Origin of the sequence: Bacillus sp. FSL K6-1284, assembly GCF_038002625.1 — a bacterium.
Classification (GTDB): domain Bacteria; phylum Bacillota; class Bacilli; order Bacillales; family Bacillaceae; genus Bacillus; species Bacillus paralicheniformis.
The window spans coordinates 2004971-2028656 of record NZ_JBBOCW010000001.1 but is presented as its reverse complement, the minus strand read 5'-3'; the positions used below and the strand labels follow the sequence as shown (position 1 = coordinate 2028656).

Sequence of the window (23686 nt, the reverse complement as noted above, 5' to 3'; positions counted from 1 at the left end):
CTCACCTCAGAATAGGAAATATCGTTGACCCATTGGCACCTTATCAACAGGGTCACATGTAATTAATTGGCCATTTACTTTTACTTCATATGTTTGTGGATCGACCGTTATTTCAGGAGTTTCGCAATTCAGCTTCATATCTTTTTTCGTTAGTTTGCGAATGCCGCGAACCGGAAGAATGATTTTTTGCAACCCAAGCTTCTCATGCACTTTGTCATCGAAAGCTGCCTGGGAAATAAACGTAATGGAAGTGCTGGACAACGCCTTGCCAAACTGCCCATACATCGGACGGTAAATAACAGGCTGCGGTGTCGGGATAGAAGCGTTAGCATCTCCCATTAAGCTCTCTGCAACAAAGCCGCTTTTCATCACCATTTCAGGCTTCACACCGAAAAATGCTGGATTCCAGACAACGAGATCGGCCATCTTCCCTCTCTCGATAGAACCGACATATTCGGAAATACCATGAGTAATGGCAGGATTAATTGTATATTTGGCAATATAACGTTTTACACGGTTGTTGTCCGAAAGCTCGCTGTCGCCCGCCATTGTTCCTCTTTGTTTTTTCATCTTATCGGCTACTTGCCATGTACGTAAAATGACTTCTCCAATCCGTCCCATCGCTTGGGCATCCGAACTAGTCATACTGAATACACCCATATCCTGGAGAATATCCTCAGCTGCAATCGTTTCGCGTCTGATACGTGAGTCAGCAAACGCCAAATCTTCCGGAATAGATGGATTCAAGTGGTGACAGACCATTAACATATCTAAGTGCTCATCTACCGTATTGACTGTATAAGGTAATGTCGGGTTCGTAGATGACGGCAGAACATTGTTAAAGCTGGCCGATTTAATTAAGTCAGGAGCATGTCCTCCCCCTGCACCCTCTGTATGGTACATATGAATGACGCGATTTTTAATAGCTGCCATTGTATTTTCCATAAATCCGCCTTCGTTTAATGTATCCGCGTGAAGGGCAACCTGAACATCATATTTGTCAGCCACACTTAGCGCATGATCGATAGCTGAAGCTGTAGCGCCCCAGTCCTCATGAACTTTCAGTCCAATGGCGCCGGCGCGTATTTGCTCTACCAGCGGAGCTTCTGAAGCGGCTTGTCCTTTTCCTGTAAACCCAACATTAATCGGCATGCCCTCTGCCGCTTCAAGCATTCGGTGCATATGCCACTCGCCCGGTGTAACCGTGGTAGCCTTTGATCCTGCAGCAGGGCCTGTTCCTCCTCCAATTAGGGTGGTAAGACCTGAAGCTAATGCTGTTCTGATTTGCTCCGGATTAATAAAATGGACGTGAGTGTCAATTCCGCCCGCAGTTACAATCATACCTTCAGCAGCAATAACTTCTGTACCAGAGCCAATCACAATATCCACATTGTCCATGATTAGCGGATTACCTGCTTTCCCGATTCCAGCGATTTTGCCATCACGAATTCCAATGTCCGCTTTATAAATACCAGTGTAATCTAAGACAACAGCATTCGTAATGACAACATCTGCTATTCCCTCTCCACGTGTAACTAAAGGGTGTTGTCCCATTCCATCACGAATAACTTTACCGCCGCCGAATACCACTTCATCTCCATATGTCGTGTAGTCTTTCTCAATTTCGATGAGCAAATCTGTATCTGCCAGACGAATAGAGTCCCCTGTAGTCGGGCCGTACATTTCAGCGTATTGCTTTCTTGGCATCTTGAAACTCATGATTGGTTCCCCTCTTTTTCCAATGATCCGTCCACTTTATTATTAAATCCGTATACCTGGCGTTCGCCGGCGTAAGGCACTAATTCCACTTCTTTTTCATCCCCGGGCTCAAAACGCACAGCTGCTCCTGCCGGAATGTTTAGTCGCTTTCCAAATGCTTCTTCTCGTTTGAATTGAAGCGCTTCATTCGCTTCATAAAAATGAAAATGTGAACCTACTTGAACTGGGCGGTCACCTGTATTCGTTACATTCAATTTGGACGCCGCTCTTCCGACATTACAAATGATATCCGTTTCTTTTAAAAATAGTTGCCCCGGTTCCATTTCAATAGCCTCCTATCCATTTTATTTAATTGGACTATGTACAGTTACAAGCTTTGTGCCGTCTGGAAATGTAGCTTCTACCTGGATATCATCAATCATTTCCGGAATGCCTTCCATTACATCTTCCCGCGACAATATGGTTGTTCCATATTCCATCAACTCCGCAACTGTTTTTCCATCCCGTGCTCCTTCCAACACTTCATACGTTATCAGGGCTACTGCTTCCGGGTGATTCAATTTTAACCCCCGTTCTTTACGTCGCTTCGCAAGATCTGCTGCGACAACAATCATAAGCTTGTCTACTTCACGCGGTAATAGTTGCATCACAAAACCTCCCTGTATTTTTATTACGACCAAACGGTGAGCATTCATATAAGGGGGAGCCAGTTCATTAACATTCTGAGCTGAAAGCGCAAAAACTAAAAAACTGAAAATATATTTGATTCCCCTGCTTCTGTTTTAAATGTATATCATTTTTTACATATATGTCAATTTATATATTCAAAAATTTATATATGATACACTGAAGATATATAACCTTGAAAAGAAAGGAGAATATTCATTATGCGAAAAAACAAACATCATTTATTAAGCGAGGGGGTGTTTTCCCGTTTAATAACAGCTTCTCTCAAAGGCATCTCTCAAGTCATCCTGATTGAGAATGTGATGACCGGCTTTCTAATCCTTATAGCCATTACTATTTTTTCCTATTATTTAGGTATAATCGCTTTGTTATCCGCTATTATCGGTACTTTAGCAGGGAAATTGGGAGCGGCAGATGAAAAGATTCTAAATGAGGGTCTATTAGGATATAATTCTGTGTTAACAGGAATGGCATTGGCATCATTCTTAACTGGCCCTTACATGTGGCTTGTCGCTTTAATTGGATCAGCCTTAGCAGCCATTTTCACAGCCGCCATGATGCATTTTACGAAAAGAACCGAAGTTCCAATCCTTACATTCCCCTTTGTTATCCTGACGTGGTTTATATTATTAGCTTCATACAAATTAAATGGGATTAAATTAAGTTCTGCCCTGGTTCCTCAGGATTTAACACACTGGAAACTAAATACAGCAGGGGAAGTCAATTTAATAGACGGGGTCTTTCATGGAATTGGACAAGTATTTTTTCTGAATAACACAGTATCCGGGATTTTAATTTTTCTAGCCGTATTTTGGGCAGGAAGAAAACTGGGACTTTATGCAGTTATCGGAAATGCAGTTGCCATCATCATTGCATTCCTTTTAGGAGGAGAGCGTTCTCTCATCACATTGGGTCTTTACGGGTATAATGCAATTTTAACAATCCTGGCCGTATCTGCCGTTTTTAAAAGTGAACATAACCGGTTTGCATTTTTATCAGGGATCATTTCAGCTTGTCTGACAGTGCCTATAACAGCAGGCCTCAGCACGTATCTTTTGCCATATGGACTCCCTGCCCTAACAATGCCGTTTGTACTTTGTTCATGGCTGTTTTTAGGTGCAAGAAAGGTTCTGCCAAACTTATAGCTTTGCCTATTGATGATGTAAATCAGCCGCTTAGTGGTTACGCAAGAAATAAAAGTCATGGAAGAAACCCATGATGTCTTACTATACGAATCTACTCGCGTTTAGACATTAATGAATGATAACTTGTGAAAAACGATGGTGAGCTAAAAACTTACAGGAATGCCGGGACTTTGATAGGAATGTTCCATTTCATTGACACTCTCACTTCAGAAATATCTGGAATCAATCGATTACCACATGAAACAGACTTATTTTTCAATAATGATGCTATGAGAGCGTCTCCGACATTATTCGCTAGATAAGACCCTTAGGCCAGTCAGTCTGAAGGTGTGCTGCGGCCGCTGTTCAGCTCTCCCCTGTAAACTGTGAAAAACTCATATTGGCGCAAGCATATTCTGATGGTGCCGATGAAAACTGTTCCAGCTTTGTTTTCATTGATCAACGAGAGGGGCATAAATAAAGAGGATTTGGACACAGAGAGGTGAAAGTAACTGATTTGGTTAATGAAAAAAATTCTGTCTCAGAAAGAATAAGAATACAAACGATTGAGACAGAATTTTGTCTTACGGTTTACTTATACACGTAGCAAGTTCCTTGTATAACCGTAACACATGTATATGTTTCATGATAAGATTTACCTTGGCTGTCTCTAAAGAAAACAGTTACAGTATTGTTGCCATTCCATTGGAATTGATAGGCGTCTGGATACTTGTCTCGAATCGGAGTTAAATCCGGCGCAGCACTTGCAGGTAATCCGGATACCAACAGAGCCCCAGCAACTGCAACCGCTCCCGCTACTTTTTTGAGTTTGTTTTTAAACATAAACACATCCCCTTTTCGTTTTGTTTAACTATTAAATGCTTGTCCATTTAATAGACACCTTGAGCTTAACACCAAAAGGATGAAAAAATTGTCAAATGGTGTAGAATTGAAAAATAATTCAAAAATAATACACATTTTTACAATTGATTAGCCATAACTTTAATCACTTTTCACTTAGGATTTACTTTAATTGCATTCCTCAGCATCAATCCTTCCATTTTTTCTAGAGGCAAATCTGGTGCTGGGAGTATATTTGAGAGCCGCTTCTTTACTGGCTTGAATATATTGGTGAAATCCGGAAAACTAATCGATATTTCAGAAATGAAAAAGACCAGTTCGTGAAACTCACAGTGAGTTTCACGAACTGGTCTCTTTTAAAGGTTCTATATATTAATTTAGCAGTCTCAGAGTTAAATTGCTACCCTGTCAGCAACATGATATGCTGTATTTGTTGATTGATCGTAAGAAGTGCCCAATAAACCAACTGCACCTAATAATAGAATAGAGCAAATTAGCAACTTAGCTTTCATGTACTGTCCCACTCCTTTGTATTTGTCTTCTTGCCTCAACTACTCTGCGGTAAAACTCAAGTGAATCATGTAGCATTTCTTTTCCTTGTAGAAGTTCTGCCGTGATGACTCCATACTCTTCTATGTCTGCATACATACCTTTTTCACTGAAGAACTCAAAGGATTCTCGAACTGTGTCAAGGTCAAATGATAAATACAACCCGTAAATCATTTTCAGCTTTGTAAGGAATTCTTGGTCCTCAAATTTTTGAGCCCATTCCATACCCTCAAAGTACCGATCTTCTGCTTCAATCCACTTCTCTTGTTTCGCTTTAACGTGCGAAATATTAAAGAGGGCTTTTGGCAAAAAGCTGTGCTTTTCATTTTTATAAAGTTCAGCAGCCATTTGAAAATGATTTTCTGCTTTGTAAAGTTCTTCAAGTTGATTATAACATATTCCAATATTCAAGTGTGAAGAACCAATTAAATAATCAACTTGTAATTCCTTTGCATCTGACAGTGCTTTGCTGGTATGCTCCAGGGCTTTTTCAGGATTCATTTTATCCAGCCAGTTACCAGTCATTAAAAATTGGCATTGTACTCTACGCTGTCCATATGTTGGCTGTTTTAAATAAATCTTATATGCATGATTAGCATAATACATTGAAAAATATGTTTGTTTCATATAGTAATAAATTTCTGACAATTTGAAATAAAATTCTGCCTTTTCAACATCATCGCTTTCAAATGAATTCAATTGATTTTCGGCATTTTGGTAGTAAGCTAAAGCATGAAGAAGTTCTTTCTGTCTAAAATGATACATTGCTGTGAAGAAATAGTAATAATATTCGAGCATACCATTCAAATTTCTCCCGCCTTTAGTCTTTTCCCTTAACTCTTCATAATGAACCTGTATATCTTTTGCTGCTTCTGGACAAATGTAATCCAACATCAGCTTATGACGGAATTCAAGCAATGAAAAATATATAAGGACATCCTGATTTTCTTCCATTATAGCGATCTCTTGTTTAACCTCAGATTTCATTTTTTCAGCTTCATCAACCCAGTCATTTTTAAGAGCTACATACCAATAATTCATTTTCGTTGCCACTAGGTCATAAGGTATTACGCTTTTATATACCAAAATAAAAACCCCTTTCTTAATCATTTTGAAATATTCGGCATTTAAACGTGTGAATTTTCTTACATTTTTAAACTTTCTTCTTTATCCCTTATCATGTCTGAACGATTGGTTTTACTTAGTTTCGTAAGAGTTAATATCGCAATTCCAGCTAGAATTTCAATCAGTCCGCCGAAAGCGATAACTTTTCCTGCACCAAAGGCAGCGGCTGCATAGCCGCTAATTAAAGCCCCTAATGGTACCATCACATGAGAGATCATTCTAATAACAGCAAATACCTGCGGCTGATCTTCATCTGCAACTGAGGTTTGAATAATGGTGTGTTCAGGTACGTTTATGGCACTAATGGTAGCCCCCAAAACAAATGCTGCGAGAAGAAGTAGTAATAAAACTGAATTCATTCCTGTTATGAAAAGTGCAATTCCTTCTATAATTCCAGCGGAGACAAACAATAGTCCATATCGGTTCACTCTTACTTTAGTTAAGATAAACCCCATTAAAAAGGCTCCGGTAGCTGTTGCTACTCTTATGAAAGAATGAATGACCGAACCGCCGCCTAAATCTTCTGACAGATAGATCGCTGAAAGCGCCTCCCAAGGAGCTGAACCGATATTCAACAAAATGCAGTATACGGCTAGCGGAAGCAAAATATGATGATTTCGAACAAGTACAAAACCTCTTTTTAGCTTTTTAAAATATGCGCCTTTTGGTTTCTGTTCCTGAGCCCCTTCTTCTTTCGAGCTAAATTTTATACACAGAACTAAACAGGCTGAAGCGATGTAAAATGGAAATATAATAAGCATTGTATAAGCAGCGCCTATTACAGCAATCAATATACCGCAAACCATTAACGAGACCAATTTTACAATTTGGGCTGAAGATTCTATGGTGGCATTAGCTTTTTGAATAAGTTCATTCTTAACAATTTGCGGAATCATGGAAATGGATGCAGGATCATAAGAAGCCCCAGTTGCCGAATGTATCAGCATTAGTGAAATAATGAACCATAATGGTGAAAATCCACTAAAATAAAAAATTGGAATGATCAGCATCAATGAAGCCCTTGTTATATCTGCGGAGAACATCCAGAACTTAAGAGTTTTTGGTTTCATAAAAGGTGAAATCAACGGTCCTATTAAAGCTTGGGGAAGAAGGGTGACAGCTATTAGCATACCTGTTCCGACAGCCCCTTTTCCATCTAAAATGAGAAACCACAAAATAGAAGTAAAAGCAAAGCTGTCTGCGGTTATTTTCACCATTTTAGAGACAAACAGAAAGGAAAAATTTCTTTGCCACACAGTGGAGCCACTATTCATTCCTCAAAAAATCCCCCTTACAAAAATCCCTCATTTTTACAGGTCTCTCACCAAAGCATATCCTATATTTGGTTTCTTGGTCAATGTAGGAGAGGAATAATTTAAGAAACATTAAGGTAAAAAGGGCTCTCACAATTAATCGTCTCCCTTCTAAAACAAAAACCCCGCCCTTTTTAGAGGTGGAGTTTTAAATCTTGGCTTTTCCTTACCAGTTATCTATTGCTTCTTGAAAACTGTCTTGTAAATAATCATCAAAGCTAGAATATCTTTCAATCTCCTTTTTGCTTATGTCATCCCACCTTATTACACAATGATTTTCTCCAGTATTGAGACAATAAACAAACTCGTCCACATTTTCAATAACTAAGTATTCCTCAGGTAAACCAAATTTTCTAAATCTTTCTGTAGCATCAACTACTGAAGCATATCCATTTCCCTCTACTCCTAAGACCTCAACTCCACATATTCCTCCTGAGCCATATGCTTTAACAAACTCTTTATATTGCCTTGGAAATTTGCATCCTAATTTCTCTTCAGCCCTCGAAATATCTTCATCGGGTACTGCTCCGAAAAAATCATCTTTTTCTATATATTCATTTATCATCATTGAAATTTGAGTATTCATTACATATATTTAACTGAACCTAAAAATTTAAATTCACCGCCACCAATAGATACCTTCTTTTTGACACCTTTATAGTCGAAATTATATAAGAGTACCACCGCATTATAATTTTTTGTCAGGTGCTCTCCACATACTGAAATAAATTCGGGGATAATCGTATGATCGTAAGAGAAGTCTTCTAATAATCGACTTACTGAGTTACTAGACTCTTCATAAAAATCTGCTTCACGAACAGACTCGTCATACCTTTCTATATTAAAGCTATGAGCAAATATTGAAGGAATAAAATCACCATCTTCAGTATAAGAAGTTTTAAGAATCTTTTCTAATTCTTCTGGAGAACTGATACTGCCTACCCAAAGTGATACAAACTCTTCTTTTTGCATAAAGCTACCTCCTCTTCTATAGCTGCGCCTTTAGTGCCGACGACAGACGTAGCAACCATTCCGGTAGCCATATTTAAAACATCTCACCCGGCTTCTTCCCAAAACGCCTATAATTCCGCCCTATTCCTTGCTGGGTTTCTCCAATTTGTTCAAAAACCTTGAAAGGCACTGCCGTTCAAGGTGAAAAACGCATCAAATTTTTGGAACTTCAATCAAAACCCCTGGTGACTTATCAAGTAAAGCATCGGGAATATGCGGGTTATTTTTTTTCAACTTAAACCTATGAACCCTTGTTATTTCAGGATCGAATGAAATATTTTGAGAATTAAACTGCAAATTTATAAGCTTTTGATATGTTTGAATTAAAAAATCCTTCCATTCTTCTAAAGCAGATGCTGAAACATCGTCTGGGCTTTCGAGCATACGATAACCGTCTGCATAATGGAACATTAATAACCCCGTACCATAATCGCAATTTTCATTCTCTAGAATTGCTTTTGGAACTTCAAAACCACTATTCCAATTATAATTCGCTGCAAAAACATGGAGCAACAAAGGGTCATCAATGTTTCTTACCCGACTTATTGCGCTGTCTTTTTCTGTATTATAAAGCAACTCTTCGAGGAAATTAATATCTTTCTTCTTCATTACTGTTTTACCTCCTAACACACATACTACATATCTTTGTTTGACATAGTTTGGATCTAATCAATCTCATCCCCAGCTCACAAGAAAAAGCTCTCTTTCCAGAGAGCCTTTGTACCCCATCAAAATTTATTTCACAATAATACGCATTTATGACCAGCTTCTTTCGGACAAACCACCGAAATACTTATCTAATTTATAGAAGGTGTATTTTAAATATCAGCAAGAAATTTTTTTCTCAAAGACTCAATCATATCAATTTCACCATTATAATCTACGTTACTTACAAAGGATTCATTCATTTTTTCAAAAAAATAGTCCGCCCCTTCAATTAAAGCAAGAAGGAAATCTCTTTTAGGTACGGCAGCTTTAATTTGAGTAGGAGCATCTAGTTCAAAAAGTAATAAATCATTAGCTAATGATCGCATACTTAAACGTAACGGCTGATCTGGAAAGTAAGTTTCACCATATCCTGTGCTCAAAACATTCTCGATTACATTTAATAAATATGCCCACAAATCATCAACTAAGTCCCATGTGGTTACATCCATCAAAATTTGATCATTAAATTTTATTATTATTGCGCCTTCAAGATAGTCAAAATCCAATATACGTTCTATATTTTTTAAATCATAGATGTTCTTAATATCTACAAAATAATCATTTTGCTGAGATTTCAATATCGATAAATCAGTAATTGTTCTATCTGGTCTGCGAATTAATGTATTAATATAAAACAAAATTTCCACCTACTCTACTGGATAGAATTGACCTATTCGTCCTTTTTTAAAACCAACTACATATTTTACTCCGTTATACGTTCCTGTTATTTGCTGCTTACCTGTTGTTCCCCTAAAGTCTTTTTCAGTCAAAACTCCTCGGTTTTGTTTTAAAATAGATTCTATAGCGTTAGCTATATCTTCTGTAGACAAATCCTTCTTGAAAAAAGACTGTGTCGCTTTAACTGATCCATCCCAATATTTAGGATGATGCCTTTCCAAAATATGCTTCATCCCTTTTTTATCTAGTAAGAACCGTCGATTTCCAAATGTCATTTTTCTGCTTTTGAAATTAGACAAGGCATTAACGACTTTTTCGGAAGTAGCTTTATTTATTCCGATATCGCCTTTCTCAACATTAGCAAGTTCCTTTATTCGTCGAATAAGCTCTTCTTTAAAGTTACTGCCTTCAATAGCATTATAAGGGAGTTTCCCCCCACCAGCAAACTGAACTTGCGGCGCAAAAGGGTTGTGTATTTGAATTCCTTTTATGTTTGAAGCGACCCTTTGCATCGATTTCTTGAAAGACGCTACGCTTTTTTCCAAAGCTTGTTTCGATACTTTTTTAGAAGCTTTAGTTGCTTTGGCAGCGACCTGCCCTACCTTCCCCGCTTTGGCGGCTTTTGCTGCTTTGTCAACGCCTTTAGAGCCAACAATCGATGTCCCGACCATTCCAACGGCATAGCTAAACCATCTGGCTTGGGTGTAAGAATCACCATTGACGACATCTCGTTGATACGAGTCTTCAATTCCTTTTTTTATAATATTGAATGTGACATCAGGATGATGAAGTGTAAAGTTAATGCCCTCAATCGTTTCGTCTGCGTGAACGACCATGTCCCAGAGGCTACTGCAGTATCGACGACTGCATTTTTGAGTCCTTCAGCACTTCCTTTAATTGCGTTGCCAAAATCACGAGCGCCTTCAATTTGATTGAAATATCGCTGTTGCCAAGGGGAAAGGTTTTCGTAGCCAATTTCCGCAGCCATCTCATAAAACTCTGAAGCCGTTGAAAAATTGAAATCATCAAGCTTCTTCTTTAGTTTAGAAACTTTATTATCCTGTTTGCTAACCTCGCTAACTTCTTTTTCAAGCTTCGATCTCTTATCCAGCTTATCCAACATGACGCCCATCGCTGTGTCTTGTCCACCACGCAAAGCATCTATCTCATCTGGTTTTAAAATCGAGCCTTTTTGATAGCCGGTAATTTCAATTTTAGGCCCTGTGTACATTTTTTCAAGCCTGGTTATGTATCTCTGCATCGTTTCCAGGTCGTTTTCAGCGGTTTTAAGAGCGCTTGTCTGTTCCCTGTCGAACGTATGCAGCTTTTCAATTGTCTGATTGATTTCCTTTAAGGATTTCTGATTCTGTTCATGAAAATCGGTGTCATTCAAATCAGGCAAATCGACAATATGACTGACCTTCGCGATCGTGGCGTTTGATTTAGACACCAGGTGTTTGGTTGTTCGATCGGCTGCATTCAATCCTTGTTCCAGCTCGTGCTCAAGAAAGTTTTGCGAAATAAACCCATTATGGTTAGGTTCCAGAGAATTCAACGCGGTTTTCATTTTCTTCAGCGTGGAACTGTATTCCTCTATAAAAGTATCATAGAACTGTAGAAAAGGGGTGTGGCATTCCTCGTAAAAGGCGCGGATCGCGTCGCCGCCTTTTCCTTTTAAAGCATCATCAAGTGATGCGATTTCCTCAACGCTTTTTTGGACTTTGGCGATTTCGTCTGATTGATGTTTTAATTGTTCCAGCGTTTGATCAATGGCTTTGTGCAACGCCTGCACGTCCAAAGTCTTCATGGCACTCTCCTCTAATACTAAAGTTACAATCATTTTAGAGTTTGCCACTTTATAGAAGGGAATTGGGGAATAAATCCTGATCACCCATGAAAATGAATCCTTAGAATTAGGATGAATAACCTGTTCGAATTCAAAAAAGACGACCAGAAATCCGGTCGTCATGTTCTATAATAATTCTCCGCTGTGTAATATCTCCACTCCCAAAATGGCTGCCCATGACACATAACATATCGGTCTAAAAATATTTCAAAATTCAAATTAAGAGGCTTATACTCCAGACCATCCTCAAGTAAATAAATATAGTTGGGATCTTTATTTTTAAGCTTTTCTTTGTCAATCATTAGATCACACTCTTCCAACAAATGTCCAATTGGAATACCGTTAACATCCGCATAAAATTCCTCATCTTTCAGTTCTGTATCAATTTCCTTGAGGTTAAATAAATGCAGACCTCCGCCAATATTCACTCCATCTAAAAGACTATCAAAAATTCTAGCTCCATTATGTAGAGTTAAAAATTTTTTATAATCATCAGGAAGAGATAATTGGTGATGTGTTTCGAAAGCTCGTATATCGCTTTGAGAGGCTCCGCTGCCAGAGAATGTGACAAGAGCATCTGTAATTTCACCTTCAGAGCCAAGAATCCTAATGACTCCATTTTGATCTAATAAGCTCTTTAAACCATGCACGGTATTCTGAACAAAACTTGTCAAGTGCATCCCCTCGCATTTACAGATTATTTATTTCTCCAACAACATGAATCTTTCTTATGAGCATCTATTTGAAGAGGAAGCAAATTGTTCAGGATGTCGTAATCATCACAAGTTTGTCTTTTAAGGATTTCCAATTACCGTATTATGTGAATTCGGAATAATTAAGGTTATTTTATTTAAAAGTTTAGGGTACACAGCAGCAAACCAATAGCTGCATGAAACAGCCTCCTTGCAAATCTAAACCTGACTTTCACTTGAACAAAAGGTACAGTCTTATCCTCAAATGTTTCCTCTGAGGCACAACTAAATCACTCTAGAAATATAATATCTTTTATTTTCGCTCTAAACCTTTGCTTTTCACTTCCTTTAATATCTCCCTAAGCAACTGTTGAGTTTCCTCGTTTTGTTTGCGATTTATCTTGTTTTCCTTTACCAATACGATCATGTAATATAAAAATAAAATGATAGCAGAAAGGATAAGCAAATTAGGCAGCAGCACACTTAACATCTTATATGTAAACCTCCTATTAAAAGATGGCAGTCAAACGATATAAACACCTTTTTCCATTGAATATGTGAATCCCCTTTTTGCTTGAAGTGAACAGTTGCACTTTGCCGCGCTTTAAAAACTTGTTACATAAAACGAATTCTTCAAGCGGCGGTCACTGATCATATCAACTTTTAAAATGGAGTTTTTTATTTCTTCAAATTTTGACAAAAACAGGGCAGGTCTTGTTGAAACCTGCGCTTTCCCGAGAAATAATTGTGCGAGTCAAACCAATTTTTCATTTCTGTTTGCCTTTTCTGTAGATCAGCCATCCGGCCAGAATGATCAAAAGGCCTGATGCGTCATAGGCAAGGTCGAATAAGAGGCGGTTCGGGCTTAGCGGGTTGACGTGGTGAATCTGAAGAAGATGATGATTGATGATGCCCTCGAGGAAATTAAACCAGCCCGCTCCTAACAAAGAGGCTCCCCAAAAGATGTGTTGCGGCCGGCTGCTGCTCAAGTCACCTCTGTTCCACAACAGGATCCCGCCGATAAAAAGAATGACGAGCGAAAACAGATGAAACAGTCCGTCGCTCATAATTTGGTGAGAGCGGTCTGTGTCCATGTACACGCTGTGCCATTGAAGCAATTGGTGAAAAACAATGCCATCGATCATGGCGATGATACCCACACCGAACAGAAAAGGTCCCCAAAACGCTTTTTTGTTTTTCATATGATTTGTCCTCCTTTACTTGCTAATCTGTTATGTACCCGCCGGCTTAAAAGATCAAACCGGTTATGTTTACATTCTCTCCCGAAAGCGATTATCCTCTTTTTACCATATGAGTATTTAAAAAGCTGATCCGAAAAGGTGTCTTCATTCCTTTCAGATCAGCTTTTTTATTTATGAAAGGCGGGAAGCCCGCACACGATTTGTTTCCATTTCATTAATGGTAAGTGTCTCAGGGTCAATCACGACACCGTAATCTTGCAATGCTGATTCAATGCTGACAAACTCGTTGAAGACGTCGTCCAGCACCTTTTCGGGTTCACGTTCCAGCGGATTTCCCCAGCCTCCGCCGCCTGCACGGTAAAATTGGATGATGCCGGCCGCAGGCATTTTGACTTCAAAAGCCGTTTCCTCGATCTCTTTGGCTTCGTCTGTTCCATACCCGACGATCACCTTGTTGCTTGGTGCATCGCCAGCTCCGCAGAAGCCTTTTGTTGTATTTCGGACCCCTGCCATCATGACGCTTGTGCGGCTTTCCTTTAAGTGCTGGATCTGAACATCCAACCCGGGGGTGCCTCTCCATCGGCCTGCTCCCGTAAAATCGCTCGTATATTCATGCTTTAATACACGGCTCGGGTATTGAACTTCAGTCATTTCAATAGATGGCAGAATAACTCCTGTCATAACAGGCGGATAAAGCCCCCATCCGTCCGTTTCGTATGCAGCCCCCGCACCGCCGGTATAGCCGTAAAAATTCAGGTTCACCCACGGCTTCCCGTCGTCGTATTTTCCGTGGGAATAAGCGAGAGGAAGCTTATGGGCGTTCACTCCGACGCGTTTTGGCGCACATTGGGAAATGGCCTGGAGAACAGCCTCGGCTATTTCTGCTCCTACGCACGCAGTTGCGTGTCCGCACGGTGCCGGCAGCTGCGGGTTCACAACTGTTCCTACAGGCGCAGTTACTGTTACCGGATTCATATATCCTTCATTGATCGGAATATCCTCATCACAGCAAGTCGAAATACCGACAAAAGCAAATGAAGTCGTATTTGAAAGCGGGCTGTTGATGAAGCCCTTTACTTGCGGAGAGGAGCCGGTAAAATCAATGTGAAGATCGCTGCCTTTGACGGTCACCGTTGCGCGAACCTTAATATCGCGGTTGCCTTGAAAGTCGTGGTCAGCAAATGTTTCACCGACATAGGTGCCGTCCGGCCAGCTGGTGATTTCATCGCGAACCCTGTTTTCTGTATATTGAATCCGGTTGTCAATGGCCGTAATCACCTTCTCGGCGCCATACTTATCCAGCATCGTTTGGATTCGGGAGGCAGCGACCTTGCATGCCCCGATCATCGCGTTTAAGTCGCCTTCAAGCCAATGGGAAAGCCTGTTGTTTGCAACAATTAAATCGAATACATCCCTGCGCTTTTCTCCCCGCTCATAAATTTTTAATGGCGGAATCCGCAGCCCGTCATGCCAAATGTCTTTTGAGCGCGGATTGTACCCTCCGGCAACCGGCCCTCCATTATCGGCCATATGGCTTCGGACAGCAGGAAGCAGGATCGGCTTGCGATTATAAAAAACCGGCATGACGATTGTCCAGTCAAGGCTGTGCGAGCCTCCATGATACGGATCATTCACCAGGAGAATATCTCCGGGATGAAGATCGTACCGAAAAGCGTCCAATAAATGGTCAACTGCGCCTACTACCGCATAAAGGTGCAGCGTACAGCCCGGGGCTTGCGCGACAAGGCGCGATTTTTTGCCAGAAAGGTCAAAGACGCCCGTCGTAAAATCGTGTGCTTCGTTAAACAATGGTGAACGGGCCGTTCTCGTAACAGTGGCGCTCATTTCCCTGGCAACCGCATCAAGGGAACCGCCGACCACCTGTGATAGAATAAAGTCCTGATTAATCATAGCTGCTCCTCCTTTTGAGAGTACGTAAAGACGAGGAGCTCGCCTTTTTTCACATGTTGGTTTACCGTGCTTTCATAAAAGATTTCGTCACGATCTCCCGTTCTTGACAGAGACCCGTATTCTCCCCTTTCACTAAAAGGCAGAAGAAGGTTGAAATAAATATCGTCCTCCTGGTTAAGCAGAGACACTTTCATTTCCTCCCCATTGTCCGTCCACTCCCGGGAAACCATTTTAAAACCGTGGTAAAGCTCCAATTCCTCTGCAGAGACAAGCATCCGTTGACCAAATAAAGCAGGCGGCCCGAAGCCTTTTGAAGCTGATGGATACCCGGGCGCCAAAACGATTGATTTCGTTTCTGCTTCCGCGCCAAACTCCGGATAAAAAACGGCCTGCGGACCTGTCCCGTAAATCGGCGGAAATTCTTCATTCGTGCTTTGTCCGTTTTGAATGGCTTTATATACCGCTTCAGCGATGAAATGGCCGGTAATGCTTGGAGCTAATGCTGTCGCTGCAGGAAATTCCGGATCCAAAATCGTACCCAGCCTCGTCTTCGTTTGAAAAGGTTGAAGCGTTCCTTCATTGATCGGTATTTCATCGGCAATTCTCGCCAGGAACGGCCAAACGGCAAACGCCTTCGTTAAAGCGGCAGGCGAATTAACCGGCTTTACGGATTGTACCGATGATCTGCTCAAATCGATTTCAACCGCATCGTCCTTCTTTGAAATTTGCACATGAATTGTACTCTTGCTTCCTTCGGAAACTTCAAACTCCTGGACAGCGCTCATTTCTGTTTCAGGCAGATAAGAGACATGGTGCTCAACCCTTTTGCGGCTGTATTCAAACATGCTGTCGATCGATTCGGTCACTGTTTTCTGGCCGTAGCTGCCAAGAAACGTTTTCAATTGCTGTTTGGCGCCATGCAAACATGTATACATGGCTTCCAAATCCGCTTTAAAAGAAGCGGGCACCCGGCTGTTTGATAATAAGAAACGAAGAATATCGGTCTGCAGAACGCCTTGCTTATAAAGCTTAACAGGTGTAATTCTGATATTTTCCTGCCATACTTCAAATGCATCGGGATGGAATCCGCCCGGATACTCGCCGGCCAAATCGATCATCTGAGCGCGGACAGCGGGGAAGAGTACGAGCTCCCCTTCAAGAAATAACGGCGCCGCCATGGTGAGCGACTGTCCTTTCGTTCCGCCGCTGTATGGATCTGCGACGAGCAACACATCTCCATCTGCGATATCAAATGAAAAATAGTCGAACAGATTTTCCACGCTTTCTTTTAATGCGAACAAATGTTCAGGCTCATATTGATGTTGAACCGCGATTTTCAGCTCATTCGTAAAAATCGCTGTAGCAAATGCCCGGTCTTGCGAAAGCAAAGGGGAACGGGAGATTCGCTGCAAATTATCCCCGATTTCTCTGCCGATCGATTGCAGCTTGCTATAAAGAATTTGAGCTTGGATCATGCATTTCCACCTCTAGTCGCCTGCTGAGAGTGCTTTACTTCAATGACACAGTTGCGGTAAGAATCGATTAGAGCCTCATGTCCCGGATAAACAACAATGGTCGTACCCCATTGCTCAATGATGGCCGGACCGACAATCAAGTTGCCCGGCTCAAGCATTGATCCGTTGAAAATAGGCGTCCTCGTCGGTTCGATGTCAAAATACATATCGCGTTCACCTGTTTTCGCTTTTGAAGGGTCCTCCTGCTCAAACGGCTCCTCTTTAAGCTTTAACGGCTCTCTGACGCCAACCAGGTCAAGGCGGAGATTTAAAATTTCAATGTCGTGCTCGGGATCTTTATGGGCAAACATTCTTTCATGAAGGTCATGGAAATCTGCCGCCGTTGCTTCAAGATTCAATTCTGTAATCCTCCGCGTCCTCGATTTTACCGGTACGGTTACTTCATGGACTTCCCCGGCGTAGCGCATATCGATAAAGCGGCGGGTTTCATATTGATTGGTGACCGACTGGCCTCCAAGTTTTTCGCGGGCCGTCTGTTCCATCTTTTCAAAATCGGCATTCATCGCTTGCAGGTCAACGTTTTTCAGACTTTCAAAGCGCGTCCTGAGCTCCGTTACTTTAAGATTTGCTGCCACATCGCCGAGCGCACAGAAGACCGGGGCAAGGGACGGAACAATAACGGTTTTAATGCCGAGGTCTTCCGCCTGCTTGCCTGCATGGATGGCTCCGGCGCCGCCGACAGCCATTAGGGCGAAATTCCTTGGATCATGACCCCGTTGTGTCGTCACAAAGTGGACTGCATTTGACATATCGCTATTGACGATTTGTGAGATTGCAAGAGCGGCTTCTACTGTCGAAATTCCGAGCGGATCGGCAATCTGTGTGCGGATCGCCTTTTCAGCCAGTGAACGGTCAAGCTTCATTTCTCCGCCTAGAAAGTTATCTGGGTTAATATAGCCTAAGAAAACATTCACGTCCGTAACTGTCGGTTCTTCTCCGCCTCTTCCGTAGCAGGCCGGCCCCGGATTGGAGCCTGCGCTTCGCGGGCCGACTTGTAAAGCTCCGCCGCTGTCAATCCAGGCGATGCTTCCGCCGCCGGAGCCGATCGTGTGAATATCCATCATCGGCAGGGCAACCCGGTATCTGCTGATCCAGTTCTCAGTCGTGATCGCCGGATTTAACTTTTCGATAACCGAGACATCGTAGCTTGTTCCGCCCATGTCTACGGTAATGACGTTCTCGTAGCCCGATTTTTCTCCGATAAAGGAAGCAGCCGTCACTCCTCCGGCTGGACCTGAGAGAAGGCCTCCTGCGGCAAATTTTCCGCTTTGAATGACATTTTGGACCCCGCCGTTAGATTGCATGACAAACAGTTCTCCGGCAAATCCGTCTTCGCGAAGCCGTTCGTCAAGATGGTTCAAGTAGCTTTGCATGGAAGGGCCGGTAAACGCGTTGACAATGGTCGTGCTCACCCGTTCAAATTCCCGAATCTGCGGCAGCACTTCATACGATAACGATACAAACATGCCGGGAGCTTCCTCTTGAATAATCTCTTTAACGCGGATTTCGTGCGAAGGATTCATGAAGCTGAACAGAAAGCATACAGCAATCGCCTCGATCCCCTCTTGGATAAACCCTCGGACTGCCCGGCGGACGGCTTCTTCATCAAGCTCAGTTACGACATTTCCTGTATGATCCAGTCGTTCAGGAATCCCCACACGATATCTTCTTGGGACAATTTGATAAGGTGCTTCCAAGCGCGGAGAAAACACGCTTTCTTTGTACGCGCGGCGGAATTCGATTTCGTCCCGAAAGCCTTCCGTTGTGAGAAGCCCCACCTTTGCTCCGTTATATTCCAGCAAAGCGTTAGTGGCAACTGTTGTTCCATGGACCACTAATGGACTATTGGCTAACAGGTCCTTTACGTCTATTCCGATGATTTCAGCCATTTTTTTAATTCCGTTCATGACACCATCAGACTGATCAGGGGTTGAAGGCGTCTTCGTCGAAACCATTTTCCCTCCCTTGTTGACAGCCACTAAATCTGTAAACGTCCCGCCGACATCAATTCCAAATACCCATTGGTTTTTTTCATTCATCATTGAAAACCTTTCCTCCTTATCCGCTTAAAAACCAGACGATTCCTCTGTCGCTTCTCCGATTTCGTAACGGAGATTTAATTTTGTGAAAATAAATGTAAAAACGATATAAATCAAAAATGCAAGTACAGTAGAGTTAATCGGTCCGATGCCGAACGTTACCTTTGAAGCGGTAAAACCTCCGATGATCACCGAAAGAATCGCCGCAACATTCAGCTTCGAATAAGTTGTTCCAGCCCCGAATCGATATTGTTTTTTCTTGATGACAGGTGCTGTGATCCAATGATCTGCGATCATCACGCCTGCGATCGGCGGAACATACAAACCTAAAAATGTTAAGAATGGCACAAACATATTCTGGACACCTAATAATGCAATCATGATGCCGATCACGCCCATGATCGCCACAAGTGCTTTCTTAGGAATGTTCACAACATTGCGAAGCCCCAGAGATCCGGTATACAAATTGTTATCATTCGTCGTCCACTGTGCAAAAACGATGATGAAAAATGCCAAAAATCCAAGTCCGAGCTTGCTCATCGCGGCAGGAATATTCGGTGTTGACCCGATATCCGGAACATTCGCAGTAATGGCCATTGCCGCTCCTGCAACAAGACAGAAAACACCTCCAAGGAAATAACCGACAGACGCACCTATTCCTCCTGAAACCGCTCCTTTTGCATATCTCGTCACATCAGGAAAAACAACCGCACCCAATGCAGCATTTCCAACTACGATTGTAATTCCGGCAAATATCGTCATAGGGTCCCCTGTCGGATGAAACGTCAGCAAGTTATGCCAGCTTCCAGAATAATTGACAGCACTCACAATGCCCCATATAGAAAAGATGACGACTAAAGGTACAGCGATAAAGCTTAAAGCGGCAAGTCCGCGATACCCTATAAAAGCGGTAAGGATCATTAAAATACCGCCCCAAACGATGGCGACTTCAGGCTTCGCAAGCCAAACACCCGGAAACATTTCAGAAATGGTCGTGCCGAAAAAAGCAACCTGCCAGCCAAACCAGCCGATTCCCAGCGTCAGCGCCAAGACGATTCCAAAAAGGCCCGATCCGTAGCGTCCAAAAGCCTGACGGGCAAGAACGGTTGTCGATATTCCGTATTTTGCACCCATTACACCTTGAAAAAAGCCATAGACCGCAAGAATCAGCATCCCTAAGACGGCAGCCAAAACGGCGTGCGCAAAATTCAATCCCTGGATCAGCGCTCCTCCAGTCACAATCGTCGACAATGAGATAATCCAGGCACAGCTTGTAATCGTAATGTTAAAAATCGATTTTCTCTTATTTTCAGGCACTGATGTAACAGCAAAATCATCAGCATTTGTATAGGAAGGTTTTTTACTGTTGTTTTCCATTTTCATGCTCCTTCGTTTCATCATGTAGGTTGTTACACCATATTCGTATCAATCGTTACCCCTCGTTTTAACGTATTGCCGATTGTACATGCCCTTTCAGCAGAGGTGATTAATTTCTTTTTATAGTCAGTCGGAAGATGCTCGGGCAATTTGACGCTAACCGTACATTTTTCAACACGGGACGGGCCATCGGGCGCTTTAGCAGCGGAAACAGAAACTGAAAATTCATCCTCCTGCACTTCTATGCCGTCCCTTTCAAACATCCTTAGCAAAGAAATGGTGATACACATTCCTAATGAAGCTTCCAACAGCTCAATCGGCGAAAGGCCGTCTGAATTCGGAGTGAAAGACCCCTTGGCCTGCATACCGGCTTCATGAAAAATCCCAAACTCTCCATTTGTTTTTTGAATAATAGACAAATTTAATTCCTCCTTTGGCCTATCAGCCCGAAAAATTCAAAATGAACCAATTCTTCAGTCATTTCATCAACTGAAAACTTAGGGACATAATTCAGATCATGCTTTGGTCCAAACAGCCATTTTGATAGTGTGCCCAACACAAGACTTGTTAACATGGTGGCCTGCAGATCAGTATTATGGGAGGAATTTAGCATGCCAAGCTCTGTAGCCCTTTGGATGTTCTTTTTAAATGCTTGTTCAACACTGATCAGCGCCTCTTCGATTGCCTCCCTGATTTCCGGATCGGCGCCTTGTCCCTTGACTAATAAAAACGTCATTAAGTTTCGGTTCTCCTGTGCAAACGTAAAAATTCTTTTCATAAGGGCTGTCGTGGATTGGATCATATCATCTGTAAGAGCAAACGTCTGCCTGTAGCCTTGATGAATGGCTGCAAGAAGGTTTTCTTTCCCCTTGTCTATGATTTCCTTGACAATTTCTTCTTTGCTTTTGAAGTGCCAGTAAAAAGTTCCCTGTGCAACGCCAGCCTGTTTTACGATGTCTGAAATTTTAGTCGCGTGATATCCTTTCGTAGCAAAAATCTCAAGCGCGATATGTAGCAATTCCTCTCTTGTATCCGTATTTCCCAAGTGTTTTCCTCCTTACCCGGAATCTCGATTGACAAGTCAGTCAGTTTTAGGGCCGTTATTCCTATTGGATTTGTAAGAATAATCTTATACAATGTTCTTTTCCTAGTCAAGTTGCTAACCTTTCCATTTTTCGCGCAATTACAAAATATGAGCAAAGCAAAACCTCTATTTCATTCTTTCATCCCCCTCACGGCCACTGGATCAAACGGCTTTCGGTTTATTTTTTCAAGAGATTTACAGTTTCATCGACTAATTCTAATAACGTTTTTTTATGATGTGATGATGAAACTTTTTGACAATCTAATTCCCGCAGCCTGGAATAAATGTCTTTCCGCTCATTTTGGAGTTCGCGTATGGCTTGTATCTCGGCATTGTTCAGTTGTTCCAGTCTTAATCGGAGCGCCTCTCTTTCGTTGAACACGTTCCCACCCCCTAACAAAATATTACTTGTAGTTTATAGGACTTTTTTCAGTTTAACAATTCTTCTTTCATGAAAATTTGCTTGTACGATTTGGATGAGCTGAATTTTGCCGGGATTCCAACTTACTTTTTATGGAGAGATTTTACGGCTTTGAACACGAGGAACCGGACTTACAAAAACCAAAGAGAACTCAGCCGGAGTCCTCTTTGGTTTTTTTATCGCTACATCACCTTATTGAATCTCAAAATCTTCTTGAAACATGATTTTCAAAAAAGAAAAACATGATATAGATACAAAGCTGCAAATTTTGAATTCTTTTCATCAATCAGCACTTGCATCATGAACTCCTTTTCGCCAAAATACAAAGTGTCCCTCAAAAACAGCAAGACTTTCAGCTTTTAAATAATCGTTCCAATTACCGCAAAAAGGAGTTTTTAAAAATATGATCATTTTAATACTTATAGCCGGGATTTTGGCCGGAATGGCCATTCCTGTTCAAACCTCAATTAATTCACGGCTAGGCATGAAGATCGGGTCTCCTTACGGGGCGGCGGCCATATCTTTTTTTGCCGGTACGCTTATCCTGGTCATTGTCGCCTTAGTGACAGAGCGCCATTTTTTGTCTATCATCGGACTTCTCCCTTCCATCCCCTTGTGGATCCTCATTGGAGGCGGATGTTTAGGCGTTTTTTATTTAACTTCAAATATTTTGTTGCTTCCGCGTCTTGGATCAGCACTGACAGTTGTCGTCACTTTGCTTGGGCAGATGGTGATGGCTCTGGCCATCGATCACTTCGGATGGTTTCATATTCCCGTTCATGAATTAAACTTTCCTAGAATCATCGGCATTTTGTTCATCATCTCCGGGGTTTTCATTATCAAAAAATATTAATAGCAAGGGAGTTCATCACCGATGAAAAACAACACTATGAACGTTTTTCTTTACATGATGCTCGGGCTTTTTGCCGGAATGGCATCACCGATTCAAACATCTATTAATTCAGAGCTGAGAAATGCTCTCCAATCACCTTTTATCGCTTCACTTATTTCGTTTTTGGTTGGAATGGTCATTCTTCTCTTTCTTACGTCGATCATTGAACATCGGCGGTTATTTCATTTAAACAATTTACATACAGCAAAAACCTTTATCACGGGCAGCCCTTGGTGGCTCTGGACTGGCGGAATACTTGGCGTCATCTTTATCACATCCAATATTTTGCTTTTGCCGATTGTCGGAGCGTCACTTACTGTTGTTTTGGCTTTAAGCGGCCAAATGATCATCGCCCTCATCATCGATCATTTTGGCTGGTTCGGAACCCCCAAACACCGCTTAAATGTGCAGCGCATGCTGGGAATTGTCCTGATGATCACGGGAATTATCATCATTCAGCATTTTTGATGCCAGTCATTTTTGCACCTTCTACCTTTAAAATGAATAAAAGGGCGAACACCGCCCTTTATTTACAGCAATTTAGTTTACATAAAACATTTACAGTAAACCAATTTTAAGCAAATAAAAAAAGCCATTTTATTCAAATGACTTAAGTGAAGTGCTGCAATTGCCGTATGCAAGTAAGAAAGTTTTAAACCACACTCCTCAAAGTGGGTGTCTGCAGAAACGTTCCTGTCGTCCTTTCGAGGAAGGCATGACATTCCGGTTCCGATATAAAACTCCCTATTACAGCTTAAAGGTTAAAACTTAATTATCATTACGTACAATGCAGCGTAATTGAATTATATGATAAAAACATTAAAAATGCAACCTCTTGCCTGAAGAGAATGTGACGCTCTATAATAAGTTGAATATTTACAAAATTCCGTAATCTTATGACGTTCGTACAAC

General features: G+C 41.6%; 23 protein-coding genes, 1 other RNA gene and 2 pseudogenes. 3 read left to right on the top strand and 23 right to left on the bottom strand.

All coding sequences use genetic code 11. The annotated features are described in order from the left end of the window. Positions 1-6 precede the first annotated feature (6 nt). Genes ureC through MHB72_RS10535 form a run of 3 tightly spaced genes read right to left on the bottom strand, consistent with a single transcriptional unit; the run spans position 7 to position 2366 of the window. Positions 7-1719: an urease subunit alpha gene (gene ureC / locus MHB72_RS10545; RefSeq protein WP_075213267.1), complete on the bottom strand. Its 1713-nt coding sequence runs from the start codon at positions 1717-1719 to the stop codon at positions 7-9. Continuing rightward, a complete protein-coding gene (gene ureB / locus MHB72_RS10540) occupies positions 1716-2042 on the bottom strand; it encodes an urease subunit beta (RefSeq protein ID WP_216920647.1) in 327 nt (108 codons plus the stop codon). The genes ureC and ureB overlap by 4 nt, the downstream gene beginning before the upstream one ends. 21 nt (positions 2043-2063) lie before the next feature. Beyond that, a complete protein-coding gene (locus MHB72_RS10535) occupies positions 2064-2366 on the bottom strand; it encodes an urease subunit gamma (protein WP_020451534.1) in 303 nt (100 codons plus the stop codon). A gap of 240 nt (positions 2367-2606) precedes the next feature. Here MHB72_RS10535 and MHB72_RS10530 point away from each other — a divergent pair, with 240 nt between their 5' ends. After that, the gene (locus tag MHB72_RS10530; RefSeq protein WP_216920645.1) at positions 2607-3551 is read left to right on the top strand and encodes an urea transporter; all 945 of its coding nucleotides are present in this window, start codon (positions 2607-2609) and stop codon (positions 3549-3551) included. Positions 3552-4121: 570 nt separating this feature from the next. On the opposite strand, the gene MHB72_RS10525 is transcribed toward MHB72_RS10530, so the two are convergent. The 19 genes and pseudogenes from MHB72_RS10525 to MHB72_RS22900 form a co-directional block, all read right to left on the bottom strand. Continuing rightward, the gene (locus MHB72_RS10525) at positions 4122-4373 is read right to left on the bottom strand and encodes a hypothetical protein (RefSeq protein ID WP_020451531.1); all 252 of its coding nucleotides are present in this window, start codon (positions 4371-4373) and stop codon (positions 4122-4124) included. Between the two features lie 519 nt (positions 4374-4892). Beyond that, positions 4893-6026 (bottom strand): Rap family tetratricopeptide repeat protein, encoded by a 1134-nt coding sequence (locus MHB72_RS10520; RefSeq protein ID WP_025811520.1) that lies wholly within the window; start codon positions 6024-6026, stop codon positions 4893-4895. Between the two features lie 59 nt (positions 6027-6085). After that, on the bottom strand, positions 6086-7339 hold the full coding sequence (locus MHB72_RS10515) for an MFS transporter (protein WP_025811518.1): 1254 nt from the start codon (positions 7337-7339) through the stop codon (positions 6086-6088). Between the two features lie 205 nt (positions 7340-7544). Further along, positions 7545-7964, bottom strand: a complete 420-nt coding sequence (locus MHB72_RS10510; RefSeq protein WP_025811516.1) for an SMI1/KNR4 family protein — start codon at positions 7962-7964, stop codon at positions 7545-7547. Next, positions 7964-8350: an immunity 22 family protein gene (locus MHB72_RS10505; protein WP_026579688.1), complete on the bottom strand. Its 387-nt coding sequence runs from the start codon at positions 8348-8350 to the stop codon at positions 7964-7966. The genes MHB72_RS10510 and MHB72_RS10505 overlap by 1 nt, the downstream gene beginning before the upstream one ends. Before the next feature lie 192 nt (positions 8351-8542). Next, positions 8543-8998 carry a DUF4274 domain-containing protein gene (locus tag MHB72_RS10500; RefSeq protein ID WP_025811512.1) on the bottom strand — a complete coding sequence of 152 codons (456 nt, stop codon included), beginning with the start codon at positions 8996-8998 and terminating at the stop codon, positions 8543-8545. 209 nt (positions 8999-9207) lie between these two features. Then, on the bottom strand, positions 9208-9735 hold the full coding sequence (locus MHB72_RS10495; protein WP_216920643.1) for a hypothetical protein: 528 nt from the start codon (positions 9733-9735) through the stop codon (positions 9208-9210). Between the two features lie 9 nt (positions 9736-9744). Next, entirely contained in the window at positions 9745-10611 is an 867-nt protein-coding gene (locus tag MHB72_RS10490) for an EndoU domain-containing protein (protein WP_216920641.1), read from the bottom strand. A gap of 194 nt (positions 10612-10805) precedes the next feature. Continuing rightward, positions 10806-11582, bottom strand: a pseudogene (locus tag MHB72_RS10485) (ribonuclease YeeF family protein); the annotation flags it as partial. 158 nt (positions 11583-11740) lie between these two features. Continuing rightward, positions 11741-12301, bottom strand: a complete 561-nt coding sequence (locus MHB72_RS10480) for an SMI1/KNR4 family protein (protein WP_254122139.1) — start codon at positions 12299-12301, stop codon at positions 11741-11743. A 325-nt stretch (positions 12302-12626) separates the two neighbouring features. Then, positions 12627-12803 carry a hypothetical protein gene (locus MHB72_RS10475; RefSeq protein ID WP_216920637.1) on the bottom strand — a complete coding sequence of 59 codons (177 nt, stop codon included), beginning with the start codon at positions 12801-12803 and terminating at the stop codon, positions 12627-12629. Between the two features lie 277 nt (positions 12804-13080). Then, positions 13081-13515 (bottom strand): DUF2243 domain-containing protein, encoded by a 435-nt coding sequence (locus MHB72_RS10470; protein WP_020451523.1) that lies wholly within the window; start codon positions 13513-13515, stop codon positions 13081-13083. 171 nt (positions 13516-13686) lie between these two features. Beyond that, positions 13687-15426, bottom strand: coding sequence for a hydantoinase B/oxoprolinase family protein (locus tag MHB72_RS10465; protein ID WP_020451522.1), 1740 nt, complete (start codon positions 15424-15426; stop codon positions 13687-13689). Beyond that, on the bottom strand, positions 15423-16901 hold the full coding sequence (locus tag MHB72_RS10460; protein ID WP_216920635.1) for a hydantoinase B/oxoprolinase family protein: 1479 nt from the start codon (positions 16899-16901) through the stop codon (positions 15423-15425). The genes MHB72_RS10465 and MHB72_RS10460 overlap by 4 nt, the downstream gene beginning before the upstream one ends. Then, positions 16898-19003 (bottom strand): hydantoinase/oxoprolinase family protein, encoded by a 2106-nt coding sequence (locus MHB72_RS10455; RefSeq protein ID WP_216920634.1) that lies wholly within the window; start codon positions 19001-19003, stop codon positions 16898-16900. Before MHB72_RS10455 ends, MHB72_RS10460 begins: the two co-directional genes overlap by 4 nt. Before the next feature lie 24 nt (positions 19004-19027). Beyond that, entirely contained in the window at positions 19028-20377 is a 1350-nt protein-coding gene (locus MHB72_RS10450; RefSeq protein ID WP_216920632.1) for a cytosine permease, read from the bottom strand. A gap of 32 nt (positions 20378-20409) precedes the next feature. Then, entirely contained in the window at positions 20410-20796 is a 387-nt protein-coding gene (locus MHB72_RS10445) for an OsmC family protein (protein WP_216920630.1), read from the bottom strand. Between the two features lie 2 nt (positions 20797-20798). Continuing rightward, positions 20799-21422, bottom strand: coding sequence for a TetR/AcrR family transcriptional regulator (locus MHB72_RS10440; protein ID WP_048350646.1), 624 nt, complete (start codon positions 21420-21422; stop codon positions 20799-20801). Between the two features lie 298 nt (positions 21423-21720). Beyond that, positions 21721-21843, bottom strand: a pseudogene (locus MHB72_RS22900) (hypothetical protein); the annotation flags it as partial. 442 nt (positions 21844-22285) lie between these two features. Here MHB72_RS22900 and MHB72_RS10430 point away from each other — a divergent pair. Then, positions 22286-22735: a DMT family transporter gene (locus MHB72_RS10430; protein WP_023857645.1), complete on the top strand. Its 450-nt coding sequence runs from the start codon at positions 22286-22288 to the stop codon at positions 22733-22735. 21 nt (positions 22736-22756) lie between these two features. Continuing rightward, on the top strand, positions 22757-23242 hold the full coding sequence (locus tag MHB72_RS10425; RefSeq protein WP_020451514.1) for a DMT family transporter: 486 nt from the start codon (positions 22757-22759) through the stop codon (positions 23240-23242). 147 nt (positions 23243-23389) lie between these two features. Here the strand turns inward: MHB72_RS10425 and ssrS are convergent. Then, a non-coding RNA gene (gene ssrS / locus MHB72_RS10420) (6S RNA) lies at positions 23390-23573 on the bottom strand. Positions 23574-23686 lie beyond the last annotated feature (113 nt).